The 16,202-nt window shown below is 77.1% G+C and carries 9 protein-coding genes; 3 read left to right on the top strand and 6 right to left on the bottom strand.

The features are described 5' to 3' along the window. Nucleotides 1-36 precede the first annotated feature (36 nt). Nucleotides 37-1,143, top strand: a complete 1,107-nt coding sequence (locus ABZ249_RS27505; RefSeq protein ID WP_355268622.1) for a COX15/CtaA family protein — start codon at nt 37-39, stop codon at nt 1,141-1,143. On the opposite strand, the gene ABZ249_RS27510 is transcribed toward ABZ249_RS27505, so the two are convergent. Continuing rightward, on the bottom strand, nt 1,091-2,365 hold the full coding sequence (locus ABZ249_RS27510) for a PrsW family intramembrane metalloprotease (RefSeq protein WP_355268624.1): 1,275 nt from the start codon (nt 2,363-2,365) through the stop codon (nt 1,091-1,093). The genes ABZ249_RS27505 and ABZ249_RS27510 overlap by 53 nt on opposite strands. Nucleotides 2,366-2,518: 153 nt before the next feature. Between ABZ249_RS27510 and ABZ249_RS27515 the strand changes: the two genes are divergently transcribed. Next, nucleotides 2,519-2,917 (top strand): hypothetical protein, encoded by a 399-nt coding sequence (locus ABZ249_RS27515; RefSeq protein ID WP_355268626.1) that lies wholly within the window; start codon nt 2,519-2,521, stop codon nt 2,915-2,917. Nucleotides 2,918-2,980: 63 nt separating this feature from the next. On the opposite strand, the gene ABZ249_RS27520 is transcribed toward ABZ249_RS27515, so the two are convergent. From ABZ249_RS27520 to ABZ249_RS27540, 5 genes are all read right to left on the bottom strand, one after another. After that, entirely contained in the window at nt 2,981-4,756 is a 1,776-nt protein-coding gene (locus ABZ249_RS27520) for a hypothetical protein (protein WP_355268628.1), read from the bottom strand. Beyond that, on the bottom strand, nt 4,753-8,385 hold the full coding sequence (locus tag ABZ249_RS27525; protein WP_355268630.1) for a DUF5682 family protein: 3,633 nt from the start codon (nt 8,383-8,385) through the stop codon (nt 4,753-4,755). Before ABZ249_RS27525 ends, ABZ249_RS27520 begins: the two co-directional genes overlap by 4 nt. 1 nt (nt 8,386) lies before the next feature. Beyond that, on the bottom strand, nt 8,387-9,529 hold the full coding sequence (locus ABZ249_RS27530) for an AAA family ATPase (RefSeq protein WP_355268632.1): 1,143 nt from the start codon (nt 9,527-9,529) through the stop codon (nt 8,387-8,389). 94 nt (nt 9,530-9,623) lie between these two features. Further along, complete coding sequence (locus ABZ249_RS27535) at nt 9,624-14,570, bottom strand: hypothetical protein (RefSeq protein ID WP_355268634.1); 4,947 nt, start codon at nt 14,568-14,570, stop codon at nt 9,624-9,626. Further along, nucleotides 14,567-15,451 carry a DUF4132 domain-containing protein gene (locus ABZ249_RS27540; RefSeq protein WP_355268636.1) on the bottom strand — a complete coding sequence of 295 codons (885 nt, stop codon included), beginning with the start codon at nt 15,449-15,451 and terminating at the stop codon, nt 14,567-14,569. The genes ABZ249_RS27535 and ABZ249_RS27540 overlap by 4 nt, the downstream gene beginning before the upstream one ends. A 130-nt stretch (nt 15,452-15,581) precedes the next feature. Between ABZ249_RS27540 and ABZ249_RS27545 the strand changes: the two genes are divergently transcribed. Then, on the top strand, nt 15,582-16,151 hold the full coding sequence (locus tag ABZ249_RS27545; RefSeq protein ID WP_355268638.1) for a DUF1203 domain-containing protein: 570 nt from the start codon (nt 15,582-15,584) through the stop codon (nt 16,149-16,151). Nucleotides 16,152-16,202 lie beyond the last annotated feature (51 nt).

Genomic DNA, 16,202 nt, shown 5'->3' on the forward strand with positions numbered 1-16,202 from the left:
TCACGACTCCCGGAGCCGTGTACTACGCTCTGTCGTATGTCTGATTCCCCGGCTTCCGCGGCGTCCGCCGTGATCACCCCCGCCCCGCTCGCGGCGGAGGACATCGCCCTGCTCGGCGTCCCCCTGTGGGGATGGCAGATCGCCGTCGCGGCCGCCGGCGTGCTGGCCCTGGTCCTGCTGGCCCGCAGCATCTGGGAGCCCACCGCGAAGTCCCTGCGCCTGTGGTCGCTGGGCAACATCGCCGCCAACGCGGGCATCGCCGTCACCGGCGCGACCGTGCGCGTGACCTCCTCGGGGCTGGGCTGCTCGGAGTGGCCCAAGTGCACGCCCGACAGCTTCGTGCCGATCGACACCGGGCACGCCGCGCTCAACGCCGCCATCGAGTTCGGCAACCGGACGCTGACCTTCGTCGTGCTGGCGGTGGCCGTCATCACGTTCGTGGCGTTCCTGCGGGCCCCGCAGCGCCGCCGCGACCTGGTGCGCCTGGCCGCGATCGTCCCCTTCGGCGTCCTGGGCCAGGGCGTGGTCGGCGGCATCACCGTGTGGACCGACCTGCACCCCGCGTCCGTGGGCGCGCACTTCCTGCTGTCCATGGTGATGGTCTTCATCACAGTGGCGCTGTACGTGCGCTCCCGCGAGCCCGAGGGCACGCCGCGTGTCTGCGTGAACCCGATACTGCACACCCTGAGCATCGGCCTGGTCGTCATCGGCTTCCTGCTGCTGATCGCCGGGACCGTGGTCACCGGCACCGGCCCGCACGGCGGCGACGCCGCCGCGCCGCGCTGGGGCTTCGCGCTGGAGGCCGTCACCAAGCTCCACTCGGCGCTGGCCTGGCTCACCCTGGCCTGCGCCGTCCTGGCCGCCGTGCTGGCGTTCCGCACCGGGGCGGGCCGCCCCGCGAGGACCGCCTCCCTGCTGCTGATCGCCGTGGTGGTCGGCCAGGGGGTCGTGGGCTACGTCCAGTACGCGCTGGCCCTGCCCGAGGGCCTGGTCGTCCTGCACGTGCTGGGCTCGGCGCTGACCTGGATCGCGATCTCCCGGCTGTACTTCGCCACCACCCGCCTGACCCCGGCGGACGGGGCGGACGCCCTCACCGACCGTGCCGGGGAGAGTACTCCTGCTGAGCCCGCGCCTGGGCGATGACGTGGGCGAAGTCCGCGCGGCGTAGGAAGCCCGAGTCCGTGGGCCGCTCCGCCCAGCCCGGCGCCACCGGCTGGGGAAGGCGGCCCAGGAACGCGTCCCGGGACACGTGCATGAGGGCCAGGAACGCGTCCCGGCGCACCTTCCAGTCCTCCCGGCGCAGCCCCGCGTCCAGCTTCTTGTGCAGCAGCGCCAGCTCCGTCGCCGCGAGCTGGTACTCGCGCATCGCCTCGCGGCCCTTGGCCCCCGCGTTGCGCGCCGCCCACTCGCGGGCCTGGCGGCGCCCCTTGAGGGTGCTGAGCATGGAGATGTCGGCCGGGGTGACCAGCCCGGTGGGGATGTAGGGCGGCAGGTAGTGGGCGATCGCCTGGACCTGGCCGCGGCGGTCGTGGGCGGCCAGCGCCAGGACCCCCACCAGCACGGCGAACAGCACGAGGTAGGCCAGGCCCAGCCCGGTCCAGCCGAAGTAGGTGGAGGCGTTCCACATGCCGTGCAGCAGGACCGCGAACACCCAGCCCACGACCGGCGCGAGCAGGCGCAGGAAGCCCGGCCGCATGGCCGCGTAGGCGACGCCGATGCCGATCATCGCGGTGTAGAGCGGGTGCCCGAACGGGGCGACGATGCCGCGGATCGCGAACGTGGCGACCAGGGTCCCGTCGAAGAAGGCGCTGAGGAAGTACAGGATGTTCTCGGTGAAGGCGAACCCGGTCGCCACCATGCCCGCGTAGACGACGCCGTCGGTGAACGTGTCGATCTCGTTGCGGCGCCGCCACAGCAGGATCAGCAGCACCACGCCCTTGGCGCTCTCCTCGACCAGGGGGGCCACCGCCGAGGTGCCCAGGAAGTCGCCCACCTCCTGGCCGAACAGCGGGACGGTGATCGCCGCGAACCCCCAGGTGTTGAGCAGCAGGGCCGCCACCACGGCCACGCCCGCGCCCCAGACGAACGCGAAGAAGAGCACCCAGCCGGGCTCGGGCTCCAGGCGGTCGAGCATGAGGATGAGCGGGACCAGGATGCCGGCCGGGATGACCGCGGCGACGAGCGCGACGACGAACCCGGTGGCGCCGTCGATGCCCGCGGCCGCGCCGCCCGCCAGGGCCAGGAGCCACAGGTAGACGAGCATGCCCGCCATGCAGACGAGGCTGACGGTGATCCCCAGGATCAGGGTGATCGAATGGCGGGAGCGGCGGCCCTGGAGCACGGCCTTGCTGTCGAGACGGGACATGGGCACCGATCGTAGCGGGATTCGCGGCCCGGGAAGCGGCCGGACCCGGCCGGGGACGTGTGGCGTCCGTGTCGTCTCCGGGCGGGGAAGCGGGGCCCTGCGGGGGGACAATGGGCGGGTCGGCCGTACCGAGCACAGACGAAGAGGCCCGCCATGGACAGGACCACCACGACCACCGCGACACCGGCACCGCTGTGGGCGGTGCGCGTCGCCGCCCTGGCCCACCTGGCCGCGATCCTGTGGGAGGGGGCGACGGCGGGCCAGCTGGTGACGTTCAACGCGGCCGCCCTGCCGCTGCACTACTACGGGGCGTTCGGGGTGCACACGATGGCGGTGCTCCAGCTGGCGGCGGCGCTCTGGTACTGGAACTCGGCGGGCCGGGGCGGCGGGGTCCCCCGGACGCTGGCGCTGGTCAGCGGGCTGGCGCTGCTGTTGGGCTTCCCCCAGGCGGCGCTGGGCACCTACGGCCCCCTCCAGGTGCACGTGCCCCTGGCGCTGGTCCTGACCGGCACCGCCGTCTGGGCCGCCGCGCTGGCCTGGCGCCGCCCCTGACCCCGGCGCGGACCTGCGACCGCCCCCGCGGCCCGGCGGTGGCGCCGCCGGGCCGGGCACCGGTCACAGGTCCCAGGCGAGGGTGTGCAGGCGGTGGCGGACCGCGGTGAGGTAGGTCGAGGCGGCCAGCCAGGCCAGCGCGAGCCGGTCCGGGGGCGGGGCCGCCGACTCCCCCGTCGCCGTGCGCACCCGTTCGCGCGCGGCCGCCGCCAGCGCGGTGAGCAGGTCGGCGCCGGTCCGCAGGTGGCGCTCGCGCAGCCGCGTCCCGGGGTCGGCGGGGACGGCCTCCCGGCCGGCCTCGGCCAGGCGGCTCAGCACGCGGGCCAGCACCGCCGTCCCCGGGTCGGAGGCGGTCGGCGGCGGGGGCGCCGGCGCGGCCGGGACCGTGTCCGGGGCCGGCTCCGGGTCCGCCCAGCGCAGGGTGTCCAGCGACAGGTCGGCACGGCCGCGGCGGGCCCGCGGCAGGTCCGGCAGGCCGTCGGCGGTGATCGGCACCAGGCGGCCCGGGCGTTCCAGGACCGGGCGGGCCATGACCCGCAGCACCGTTCCCGGCTGCCGGGCGAGCCTGGCCAGGTTGCGGGCGCGCAGCGGGTCCCGGGCCCCGTCGGCGGCCAGGACGAGGGTGCGGCCGCCCGCGGTCGCCTCGGCGCCCTCCGGGTGCGGCCCGACCACGGTGAACTCGGTGAAGACCAGGTCGGCGCCGCTGCGGCGGGTGGGCGCGGCCAGGGCCGCCAGCGCGTCCGCGATCTGCTCGGCCGCCGGGCGCTCCCACAGTGCCGCGAGGGGCCCCTCGTCCCAGGGCGGGGCGTCGGCGGTGGCGGCCGTGGTGGCCGACATCCCGCTGAGCCGGCCGTCGGCGCTGGCGCCCACGCGCTGCGCGACGAGGGCGGCCCGCCCCAGGTCCCGGTGGCTCAGCGCGGTCCCGCCGAAGGAGACCCGGGCGCCGTGCGCGGCGGCCGCCCGTTCGGGGCCTCCGGGCGCGATGTCGGAGACGCTCCACGTCCGGGGCGCTCCGTCGGCGACCGACACCAGGTGGGTGACCACGCCCGCGTACCCCGAGGCCGTGACGACGCGCTCGCAGCCCAGGCCGTACAGGCGCAGCGACCCGATCTCCGTGTAGGCGCGCCGGCCGACCCCGACGTCGGCCCGGGTGGGGGCCGGCCGCTCCCCCTCGGGCCCCCCGCCCAGCCGCCAGGCCAGGTCGAGCAGTGCCGCGAGGGAGGCGGTGTAGGCGGACAGGTCGAAGTCGGGGGTGGGGTGGTCGCGCGGTCCGGCCGCCACGGCGACGCAGGAGGCGGACAGGCGGGGCAGGCGGGCGGCGCGCGCCAGGGCGGAGGCGCGCAGCAGTTCGGCGCGGCCGGAGGCCCCGGTGGCGCGCACCCCGCGGGCCAGGGCGCGGGCCGCGGCGTCCCAGGCCGCGCGGGCGGCGGCGCGGGCGGCGGCGTCCGGCTCGACGGGTTCGGCCAGGGGGTCGTGGCCGGCGGACGGCCCGGAGGGCTCCCCGTCGGAGGCGTCCGGTGGGTCGGCGGGTCCGTCGTCGGCCGTGGTGTCGAGCAGGGACACCGCCGACAGCAGGTGCAGGCAGCGCGGGGAGAGCAGGCAGGTGCACACGGCCTGGCCGGGGTCGGTGAGGTCGGCGCCGGTGAGGGTGACGGTCTCGCCGCCCGCGGCGACGGTCCACGTCCCGTCCCCGCGGGTCCAGGTCCACTCCCCTGCGGCGCGGGGCGCGGCGTCGAGCTTGCGGCGCACCCGTGCGGGCGCCGCCTCCACCAGGGCGGCGAGCAGTTCGGGGGCGATCCGGGGCCGGTCGGTCATCGTGGGTCCTTCCAGGGTGGTCAACCGCGCACCTTCTCACCGATCCACGCCGCCAGCTCCTCCGGGCCCAGCGCCGCCACCGGCATCCCGGCGTCGGCGAAGGAGGAGGCGATCGCGCGGTTGTACACGGGCGCGCCGCCGTGGTCGAGGGCGGCCAGGCCCAGCAGGTGGACCCCGCTGGAGGCCAGGGCCCGGACCTCGCCCAGGGTGCGGCCGAGGCTCCCGCCCTCCTCGAAGTCGGTGATGAGGGCGACGATGGTGCGGCCGGGAACGCGCACCGCGGAGCGGGTGTGCGCCAGGGCCGCGCCGATGTCGGTGCCGCCGCCCACCGAGACCTCCAGCAGCAGGGCCAGGGGGTCGTGGACCCGGTCGGTGAGGTCGATGACCTCGGTGGAGAACGCGGTCAGGGAGACGCTCAGCGCGGGCAGGCCGTGCAGGATCGCGGCGACCAGGGCGGCGTGGATCGTCGAGCGCTCCATGGACCCGGAGACGTCCACGACGATGTGCACGTGCCAGTCGGCGCTGCGCCGGGCCCGGGTGGCGAACACCGGCCGTTCGGGGAGCAGCAGCGGCCCGTCCGGTCCGGGGCGGACGGTGTGCAGGTTGGCGCGGACGGTGCGGCCCAGGTCCAGGCGGCCGCCCCGGCGGCGGGTGGGCCGGGGCACGGACAGGCCGGTCAGGGCGGGGCGCAGGCGGCGGGCGAGCTCGGCGGTGAGCCGGCCGGTGATGCGTTCGACCAGGGGGCGCAGCCGGGCCAGGCGTGCCTCGGGCAGGGCCCCGGCCAGGGAGAGGACCTGTTCGAGGAGGTCGACCGAGGGGGTGACGGTGTCGGGGTCCAGGTGGTCGAGGACGTCGGTGCGGCCGCGTTCGGCCGCCCGGCCCAGGACCTCCTCGCGCACGGTGGCCCCGAAGAGGGCCTCCAGTTCGTCGGACCACTCCCGGGCGGCGGGCACGGAGCGGCCGCGGCCGCCGGTGGGGTCCTGGGACCCCTCGCCGTGGCCGTGGCCGTAGAGCTCGTCCAGGGCGCGGGCCGCCCGCCGCGCGGGGGCGCCCCCGCCGTGCGGTTCGCGGCCGAGCACGAGCCGCCAGCGGTCGGCGGCGCCGATGGCGCGGGGCCCGGGGGCCGTTCCGGCCGCGGGGGCTCCGTCCGCCCCCGCGGCCGGGGCGCCCGGTCCGGAACCGGTCCCCGCCCGCGGGCGGGGGTCCGGGGCCGCCGCGGCGGCGGGGGGCTCCGCGGCGGCGAGGCCGGGGAGGAGGGCCGGGAGGAGGGCGCCTACGGCGGCGCGGGCGACACCGTCCGCGTCGGTCAGGGCGGCGGCCAGGGCCGCGGGCACGGAAAGGTCGGTGTCCACCTCGCCCAGGCGTTCGGTGACCGCGTCCAGGAAACGGCCGCGGGCCGCGGTGGACAGGGCGTCGAACCCCTCGCGCAGCGCGGGCAGGCGGGCGAGGAAGCCCGCGTCGTCCCAGCCCTCCACGCGTTCGGTGAGGGTGTCCAGCAGCGCGGGGTCGGCCTCCAGCACCGGGGCGGCCACCACCAGGGCGCCGGTGAGCCGGCGGGCCAGGGCCGTGCCGTCGGAGGCGTCGTCGGCCCACCCGGCCAGGCGGGCGGCGGTCTCCCCGGGCCCGGCGGCCTCGAGCAGGAGCAGGGCGGCCGAGGCCGCGCCCTGGGCCAGCGGACCGCCCTCGGCGAGCAGCGTCCGCAGCTGCCACAGCAGCCGGTGGGGGCCGACCGCGCCGGGCAGGGCGGCCTGGTCCTGGACCATCCGCACCACCCGCAGCAGGGACACGGCGTCGTCCCTGCCGGTGGCCCCCGCCATCCCCGGCACGGAGGCGATGGCGGCCTCGGCCAGCCGCGAGCCCAGCCGCACCAGGGACTCGGGGGCCTCGGGCAGGCCGGGGACGCGTCCGGCGGCGATCCGCTGGACGCGGTCGTGCAGGGCGACGGCGTCGGTCAGGCCGGCCCGGGGCAGCACCTCGTCGAGGATCCGGGCGCCCAGTTCGGTGACCAGGTCGGGCAGGGCGCACTCGGCGGCCCGGGTGAGCAGGTCCCCGGCGAGCCCGGGGGTGAGGTCGCCCTCGTGTTCGCGCAGCCGGGCGGCGATGCGGCCGCGGGCGGCCTGCTCCAGGGTGGTGCCGTAGCAGGCGGCCAGTTCCAGCGTGGCCTCGGTGGAGGGGGTCCAGCGGGCCTCCCACGTGCGGCCCAGGGTCTCGCCGTCGGTGGTGGGGCCGGCGCCCTGCACCGGGTCGGCGTAGGCGACGCCCGCGGCGGACGCGCGCTGTAGGGCGATGTGCCGCTCGCGGTCCAGCGGGGAGCGCTCGGGGTCCAGGCGCAGCTCGCGCCGGTCGTCGGCGGGGCCGGGCAGGCGCAGCCGGGCGACCAGGGCGGCGACGTGCACGCCGAGCCCGGAGGCGGGGGCGTCCGGGGCCGCTCGGCCGCGGCGGAGGCCGATGAGCTCGCCGCGGGCGGCGCGGGCCAGGGCGCGGGCGCGCCCCAGCGGCTCGCCCTGGGCCAGCGCGGTGGTGAGCGCCTCGATCAGCTCGCGGCGGCCCGGCGCGGGCAGGCCGCGCAGAGCCGCGAGGTCGCGCGCCAGGCGGTAGGCGGCCGTGGTGTCGGGGACGCCGCACACGTGGCCGGCGGTGCGCAGCCGGGCGCCGATCCCCGCCAGGCGGCGGATCGCGGCCTCCTCCACCCGCCGGGGCGCGCCGCCCGCCGCGTACACGTCCTGCTGCCACTCGGGGTCGCGGATGCCGGCGGGGTAGCCGGACCGGGAGTCCAGGAGGGCGAAGGTGTAGGGGATGAGGGCGCTGACGACACCGCCGGTCTGCTCCCCGGGCGCGGGGAGGGGCACCTCTCCGGAGTCGGGCAGCCCGACGGGGCTCTCCGGCACCGCCAGCGAGGCCGACGTCACGGCCGCCGGGGACGGGGAGGGGGCGCCGGGGTCCGCGGAGCCGGCGGCGAGGAGGCGGCGCAGGGCGTCCCGGGCGGGGTCGGGCAGGAGGGCGGCGGCGTGGTAGGAGCCCACGACGGCGGCCGGGCGGGCGGCGCCCACCTCCGCGATGCGGCGGCGCATCCACGCCTCGCGGGCGCGGTCGCGCGGGCCCGGGCCGCCGGGGTCGGCGGCCCGGTGGGCCCAGCCCAGGGCCAGCGCGGCCCGGCGGACCCGCTCGGGGTCGGCGCCGTAGGAGCGGGACTCCACCAGGCGGTCCCACAGTTCCTCGCCGTCGTCGACCCCGGCGGCGCGCAGCAGCGCCCCCGACAGCCCGGTGTCGGCGCCCGGCCCCTCCCCGGGGACGGGCACCGCGACCGGCAGGTCGACGGCGTGGACCGGGACGCCGCGGTCACGGGCCCAGCGCAGGGCGGCCAGCTCCGGGGAGAAGTCCGCGAACGGGTAGAAGGCGTGCCCGCCCCCGTCGGCGGCGCCGAACACCAGGGCGACGGGCGCCTCGGTGTCCGGGTGGGCGAGCCACTCCAGCCACGGCCCGGCCTCCCAGGGCAGCTCGACGAACAGCGCGTCGGGGTCGGCGGCGTCCAGCAGCGCGGGCACCGCCGCGGCCAGCACCGGCGAGTGGTGGCGCACTCCCACCAGGAAGGGGTCGGCGCACCCGGCCAGCGCCTCCAGCACGACCCCGGGCGCCTCGGCGGAGGTGGTCAACTCACTCCCCCAGCACGTGGCGCAGTTCGTACAGGCGGCGCCACATGCGGGCGCCGTTCTCCGCGCGGTGGCGGATGGTGGAGTCCCAGTAGGCGAGCAGCCGCCCCTGGTCCTCCGGGTCGTCCTTGCGGACGGCGCCCAGCAGGTAGCCGGGCAGCAGCGACAGCGGGTCGGTCACGCCCAGGTAGGCGCTCTGCAGCCCGAGGGAGGTGGTGACGCCGACCGCCTCCGCCGTGCTCATCACGGTGGTGGGCCGCTCCACGGGCCACCCCTCCGCCGAGGTGCCCGAGCGCAGGTCGCGGAACGCGGTGACCAGCGCCTCCAGCACGGCGTCGTCCACGGGCAGCGAGTGCCCGTGGCGGGCCAGGGCGGCCCCGGCCCGGTCGCGCACCAGCGCCACCTCGGCGGCGGGGTCCGCGATGGGGGGCACCACCTCGAAGTTGAACCGGCGTTTGAGGGCGGCGCTCATCTCCGACACCCCGCGGTCGCGCAGGTTGGCGGTGGCGATGACGTTGAACCCGGGCCGGGCGTGGAAGGTGCCCTCGTCGCCCAGTTCGGGGACCGCCATGCGCCGGTCGGACAGGATCGACACCAGGGCGTCCTGCACCTCGGGCAGGCAGCGGGTGACCTCCTCGACCCGGGCGACGCGGCCGGTGCGCATCGCGGTGAGCACCGGGGAGGGGGCCAGCGCCTCGGGGACGGGGCCCTTGGCGAGCAGCAGCGCGTAGTTCCAGCCGTAGCGCAGGTGCTCCTCGCTGGTGCCCGCGGTGCCCTGCACGGTGAGCGCGCCGGTGCCGCAGACCGCGGCGGCCAGCAGTTCCGACAGCATGGACTTGGCGGTGCCGGGTTCGCCGACCAGGAGCAGCCCGCGCTCTCCGGCCAGGGTGACGACGCAGCGTTCGACCAGGGAGCGGTCGCCGACGAACTTGGCGGGGATCTCCAGCGCGTCGGGCAGGCCCTCCACGGGTCCGGGCAGCCGCAGCCGCTCGCCGCCGCTGCCGGCGATGAAGGTCACCACGGAGCGGGGTGTGAGCGCCCACCCGGGCGGGCGCGGCCCGGTGTCGTGGGCGGCCAGGAAGGCCAGTTCGCCGGCGTGGCTGCGCTCGGCGGGTTCGATCTGCACATCGGTGGCGGGCTCGGGCACCACGGGCTCCTCAAAGGTCTGCGGTTCGGGGGTCGGAGGGGAGGGGCGGAGGGCGCCCCGGCCCCGGCGGGTCGCGCCGGGGCCGGGGCGCGGCTCACAGGGCGGGTGCGTCGCCCTCACGGGTGCGCCGCCACGCCTCGGCGAAGATCTCCGGGACCGGGCGCGGGGGCAGGTGGCGGCCGGGGACCGGCCCCGACACACCGTGCTCGCCCCGGGTGAGACCGTACAGCGGCGCCTTCCAGGTCTCGAAGGGCAGGTCGGCCCCCGACTTGATGTCGGTCCACGCTCCGGGCAGGAAGACCGTGCGGCCGGCGCGGGCGCGCTTGGCGGTCATGACCAGGCCGTGTTCGAGCAGCTCGGCCTGGGCCTTCTTGTGCCGGGCGGGGGTCCACCCGTTGCAGGCGCGGACCTTCTTGTCGGTGGGTTCCAGGACCGCGAGCAGCTGGAGGTACAGCCGGGCCGCGTCGTCGGACAGCCCGAGCGTCGCGGCCGCCTCGGTCAGCAGCTCCGGCGCACAGGCCGCCGGGTCGTACTCGCGTGCGCCCGCGGGCAGGGCGCCGGCGGCGATGCGCTCGGCGATCGCCGTGTACCCGGGGCTGCGCAGCAGGTCCACGATCCCGGTCTGGTTGTGGCCGTACACGGTGTACTCGCCGCTGTTGATCAGGGCCCGCAGGGTGCGGGCGTCCACCCCGTCGTCGAACCGGGCCGGGCGGAAGAACAGGTGCAGCGAGTAGTGCGCCTGGACGGCGAGCACGGTCCCGTTGTCGCGGGCCTGAGCCGAGGCCCCGGCCTTGCCGGGCACCGGGCGCTCCTCGCCGCCGATCCGTTCGAGGAGCCCGTCGTGGTCCTCCCCCCAGGTGGTGAACGCGCTCAGCAGCAGTTCGGGGGCGTCCAGGCGGGCGCGCACCGCCTCGAGCAGGGCGGGGACGGACTCCCGGACGGGGTCGCCCGCGGGCAGTTCGGCGTACGCCCAGGGGATCAGCAGGGCGAACTCCCGGAGCAGGTCGTGCAGCCTCGCCGCCTGCTCGGGCTCCTGGCGGAGCGCGACGTCGACGCGCCCGTACCTCTCCCCGACCTCCAGGTGGCTGCTCGCGTCCTCGGTCAGGGCGGGGTGCCCGGTGGGGTCCGCCAGCAGTCGCACCGTGGTGGTGCCGACGGGGCGCCAGGGGGCGTTGAGGGCGTCCAGCACGGTCCGCGGCAGGGGCGTGCGCGCGCCCCTGAGGCGGTTCCAGGCGTCCGCGAGCCGCTCGGCGGCGGCGCGCGCCCCCGCCGGGGACCACAGGCCGGCGGTCTCCTCGGGGGCGGGCAGGGCTTCGTGGTAGAGCGCGCACCACAGGTCGCGGTCGTCGCCCGCCGCGAGTTCCTCGGCGCCGATCGAGACCTGGGCCTCGGTCAGCCCCATGGCCTTGCGCTGGTCGGCGGGCAGCCCGAGCTCGTTGAAGCGCTGGTGCAGCAGCAGGGTCGCGGCCTCCCGCGGCAGCCCGGTGCGCTCGGCCAGCACCTCGACCGCCTCCTCGTCCCAGGTCAGCGGGCCGTGTTCGGCCAGGGCCGCCAGGAACGCCGTGATCGCCGCGGCGGTGCCCCAGCCGGGGGCGGTCCGGGTGCGGTCCACCTCGCGCAGGCCCTCCGGCAGGGGGAGGGGGTCCCCGGTCCGGACCTCGGCGAACCACTGGGCGTGCTTCTCCTCCATGCCGCGGGGCCGGCCGGAGAGGTCGGGGACCAGGGCGAGGCCGACCCGGCGGCCGCCGTCGGCGCCCACCGCGACGGGGTCGCGCTCGTCCGCGGAGACCGCGGTCCCCAGGTCGAGTTCGACGGCGGGGTCGGCGAACACGGTGCCCGCCCACCGGGCGAGGAAGTCCACCAGGGCGGCGCGCTCCTCCTCACCGGTCAGCGGTGAGGCCGCGGACCAGGCCAGCAGCCCGATCGCCCCGGGCAGCCCGGACCAGTCGATACCGGCGGGCGGCCGCGCGGCCAGCGCCTCGGGGCCGGTCTCCCCCCGCAGGAAGCGGGAGGTGGCCTCGATGTGGCCGCGCACGTCGCCGCCCACGTGCCGCAGATTCGGCAGGAACCGGCAGAGCCCGCCGACGAGCGCTTCGGGCTCGGGACCGGAGGGGACGACCTCCCGGACCTTCCGGATCGCCTCGAGGTACCCGTCCAGGTCGCGGCGGAGCCGGACGGCGGCGACGGTCAGGCCCACGACCCCGTCGGCCACGCCCGTGTCGGGGCTCCGGTCGCCGCCGGAGAGGACGGACAGGGCCGCCTCCCGGCTGCGGGGCATCTTCTGCTCCACGGTGAACACGGTCGTCGGCGCCGGGGAGGGGTTCGCCCCGACGACCCGCCGGCTGCGGACCGGGGCCGCGGCGGCGGCGCCGTGCTCGGCGGTGGCGGCGGCGACCAGGTCCTTGAGGTCGGCGCCGCGCACGGTGCGCAGGCGGGCCGAGGCCCCGGCGTCGCGCGGACCCATGAAGTACCAGTACTGCAGGGGTGGCAGGTGCGGCGTGCCCCACTTGGCGGTGCACTCGCAGGCCCCGCCGGTGTGGCAGTTCCACATCTGGCCGCCCGTGGAGTCCAGGAGGGCGATGCCGTTGTCGGAGGCCAGCATGCGGGTGTCGCCGCCGGGCACGGTGAACAGGCCGATGGCCGCCGGGGGGCGGCCCCGGGCCTCCCCGGCGAACCGGACCGTGAGCTCGTCGCCGCCGGTGGAGACGACGCGGTAGGAGCCGTCGCCCCGCACCACCGCGAACCCGGCCGCTCCCGCGGCCTCTCCCAGCGGCCCGCCGGTGACGGGCCCGGGCAGCGGCGCCAGGCTGGACAGCCCCGTCTGCAGCCACTCGCCGGCCCCGAGCCGCAGGTCCTCCAGGAAGGACGGCAGGCTGACGCGCCCCTGGGCCCCGGTGGCGGGGTCGACCTCGACCAGCCCGTCCCGGAGATCCCGCTCGGCCCAGTAGGTCCGGCCGTCGGAGAGCACGTGCCGGTCCCGGGGGCCGTCGGGGTCCCCGGCGCGCAGCGCGCGCTCGCCGTTCATGCGGGCGCCGTCCGCGGTCAGCTGGGCGGCGCTGGGCAGGGTGTAGCGCCACCCGTTGCCGCGGGACACCGAGGTGTGGCTGTCGACCACCGACGAGTAGTCGAAGGAGAGCCGCTCACCGGGGGCGTCGGACCAGTAGCCGTACCGGTCGTGGTTCTGCGAGTACGCGACCAGGAACCGGTCCTGGACGTAGAACGCGATGGGTTCGTGCGCTCCCTTGGGCAGGTCCAGGGTGTGCTCGGCGACACGGCCCTGTGGTCCCACCGCGATGGTCCGCTCCTGCGAGGTGAGCGTGTAGTACGGCCAGCTGGCGGTCCCCGCCAGCCGGGCGCCCCCGCCCGCGTGGGCGCCCAGTTCGAGGGCGGCCTCCTCCAGTGCGGGCCAGGCGTACTCGTCGATGATCCCCGCGTTGAGGGTGTCGGCCAGCAGGTCGGCGACGTCGAGGGAGGCGAGCCGGTCCAGGTGTTCGGGGAAGGCCCGGAACACCCCGCCCCCGCACTCGTTGCGCAGGCTCTGGAGGCCCTCCTTCACCTGGAGGAGCCCGCCGCCCAGCGCTCCGGTGAGGATGTCCAGCCGCTTCCCGATGTAGGGGTGCAGGTACTCGTAGGGCAGGAGGTCCTCCAGCACCCGGCGGCCGCCGTGCACCCGGGCGTACCCGCCGCTGTAGGCGGCGACGGCCCGGCCCACCAGCGGCTCCCAGGCGGGGTCCGCCCGCAGGAAGCGCAGGTCGCGGCGGGGGCCGCCGCGCGGGTGGTCGACCCAGGTCTCCAGGTCCAGGCCGCGCTGGTCGGTGTCCGCGGTGACCGGGACGCCCAGTTCCAGGCACAGGTCGAGCAGGTCGGCGGGGATGTTCCCCGTGTAGTACCCGACGGTGCGGGTGAGGTCGACGGGGATCCCGTCGGCGCGCAGCCGGTCGGCGATGCGCGCGGTCAGGTCCAGGAACCCGGCGGGCAGCGACCGGCGCCAGCCGCGGGTGTGGGAGATCATGCGGCTCAGCCATCCGGCGGCACCGCCGGGCACGGCCTGGGCCGGGTCGGCGAGCAGGTCCACGGAGCCGGCGTCGGACAGCAGCTCCAGCCACCAGGCGTGGAAGCCGGTGTCCTCGTAGCCGCTGGAGTCGACGAACATGCCCAGCAGGGCGCGGGCCACCTCGGCGTCATCCCGGCCCAGGGCCGCCAGGGTGGCGCGGGCGGACTTCCAGAACCCCTCCGGGGCGGAGGAGGTGGCGGGCACGGCCAGCAGCTCCCGCAGCAGCTCCCGCTCCTGCTCCACCTGGTCGATCCCGGCGGCCTTGGCCAGGGAGCGCATCTGCTTGAGCAGGCCGGTCCACGGCGGCAGCCCGCCCAGGGTGCGGCGCACGGCCAGCTCGCGGAACTCGGTGTAGGCGCGGTCGGCGGTGTACCGGCCGGACAGCTCGGCGGCGTGGGCGGTCAGGGCCTTGACGGTGAGGGCCCCGGCGAACGCGAACTCCAGGAACGACTCGCGCCGGGTGGCCTCGTCCACGGGCAGACTGTACACCTGCTCGGCCTCACGGGCCCGGCCGAACATGACGGCGGCGGTGCGGGCGTTCCCCGCGGCCAGGAAGGCCCTCCCGGCCTGCTCCCAGTAGGCGGGCAGGTGCGGGATGGGCACCTCGGCGGCGATGCGCGCGAACTCGTCGGAGGCGGGCCCGGGCCGGGTCCCGGCCAGCCGGGCGGCCTTCTCCATCGGGCGGACCAGGGCCAGCGCCCGCGCCCGCCGGTCGGGGTCGTGGATGAGCGCCCACTCGGGGTAGCCCAGGCCGCGCGGGCGGGTCAGGGCCAGGGGCTCGGAGTGCCCGCCGCCGGCGAACCCGAGGAAGTCCATGGCGGAGTCCTCTGCGGGGGCCAGGGCGTCGGGCACCAGGCGCACGACCGCGCGGTCGCCCAGGGCGGTGTGGGTGTACACCCGGGCGGAGACGGTGTCGGTGTGTCCGTCGACGGCGGCGTCCAGGGGGGCCAGGGCGGCGTCGAGGAGGGCTTCACTGGGGGCGGTCACTTCTTCTCCTCCTCGGTGTTCTTGCGGCCGGCGTGGACGAGTTCGGCCATCCGCACGCCCTCGGACCAGGCGACGGGGCCGATCTCGGTGAGCTTCAGGACGCGCTCGTCGTCGTCCACCCACACCAGGGGGCCGGTCTCGGTCTCCCAGTCGGGGGCGTCGGAGCCGATCCAGTACCGGGCCTGCACCGGCCGCCCGCCCTCGACGACGCGGCAGGTGGCGTAGCCGCCGCGGACGGGGAAGCCGTGGCGCTGGGCCAGCCCGGCGGCGTGGCGGAGCTGCTCGAACCGCCCGCCCGCGTAGTCGTCCACCCGGGTCGCGTCGGCGTCGAGGGTGCCGGGGAGGCGGTGGATCTGGCGGGTGAGCTGGGGCAGCCGCTGGGTGATGCCCAGTTCCAGGGCGAACTCGCGCACGTCGTCCAGGTCCTCGATGAGGACGGGGTGCAGCGGGACGACCCGGTCGGCGTCCAGCCAGGTGCTCTCGGCGTCCAGGTCGAGCACGCCGATGCGCCCCCGGTCGTCGACGCCGCGCAGGAACCCGCCCTCGCCGCCGCCCTCGGGGGCGACGAACAGGTCGGAGAGCAGGCCCTGCCAGGAGGGGTCGGCCCATACCCGCGACAGCACGGCGGACGGGACGGGGAGGGAGCCCAGCAGCCAGGACTCGACGCGGGCCGCGCAGTCGCGCTCGTGGCGCTCCAGCCACAGCAGCACGTCGGACAGGCGCTGGGCCTGCTCGGACTCGCGCACCTTCTTGGGGACCGTCTTGAGCCGTTTGCCCTTGGCGTTGCGGCAGGCGAGGGCCGTGCCCTCGATGGCCAGGGAGTAACCGTCGGGACCCTCGGTCCAGATCGGCTCCGTGACGTGTGGGGAAGTCGTGGACATGCCTGAGGTTATAGCGGGCTCCTGTGACAGGAGTCCGGCCGTCAGGGGGACCCGCGCGGACGGCGGTCCGCCCGAATGAGATGTCCGATGACCGCCGGTGCCCCGGCCGCGGACGGGGGATGCTCCACCCATGACCACGATGAACGCGAATGTCCCGACCATCCCGGTGGCCGCGCCGCCGAAGGCCCGGACCACCCGGACGGCCCCGTCGTTCGAGATCCGGGCGATCGCGCCCGACGTCCTGGAGCGGCTGCGCGTCGGCGACGACGCCGGCCGCGTCCGGGAGATCTTCGCCGACCCCGAGGGCGGCGCCCCGTTGCGCTGCTGCCTGCGCCGCAGCCGGGCCGGGGAGCGCATCATGCTCGTCTCCTACGCGCCGCTGCGGGCCTGGGCCCTGGAGCGGGGCGTGGACCCGGGCGCCTACGACGAGGTCGGGCCGGTCTTCGTCCACGGGGACCCGTGCGGCGGGCCGGAGGGCGGCGGCTACCCGGTGGGCGTGCACGGGTCCCTCCGGGTGCTGCGCGCCTACGACGCCCGTGGGCGCATCCGCGGGGGCGTCACGGTGGAACTGCCCGTCGAGCGGGCCGGGGAGGTCGACGGGCTGCTGGCGGAGGTGTTCGCCGACCCCGGGGTGGCCCTGGTCCACGTGCGCGCGGTGGTGTTCGGCTGCTTCCTCGCCGAGGCGCGCCCGCTCCGCTGAGGCCCCCGCCGCCCGGGGAGCCCCGGAGGCCGCCGGAAAGGCGACGGCGGC

The organism is Nocardiopsis sp. NPDC006139 (assembly GCF_040614155.1).
GTDB classification, from domain to species: Bacteria; Actinomycetota; Actinomycetes; order Streptosporangiales; family Streptosporangiaceae; genus Nocardiopsis; species Nocardiopsis changdeensis.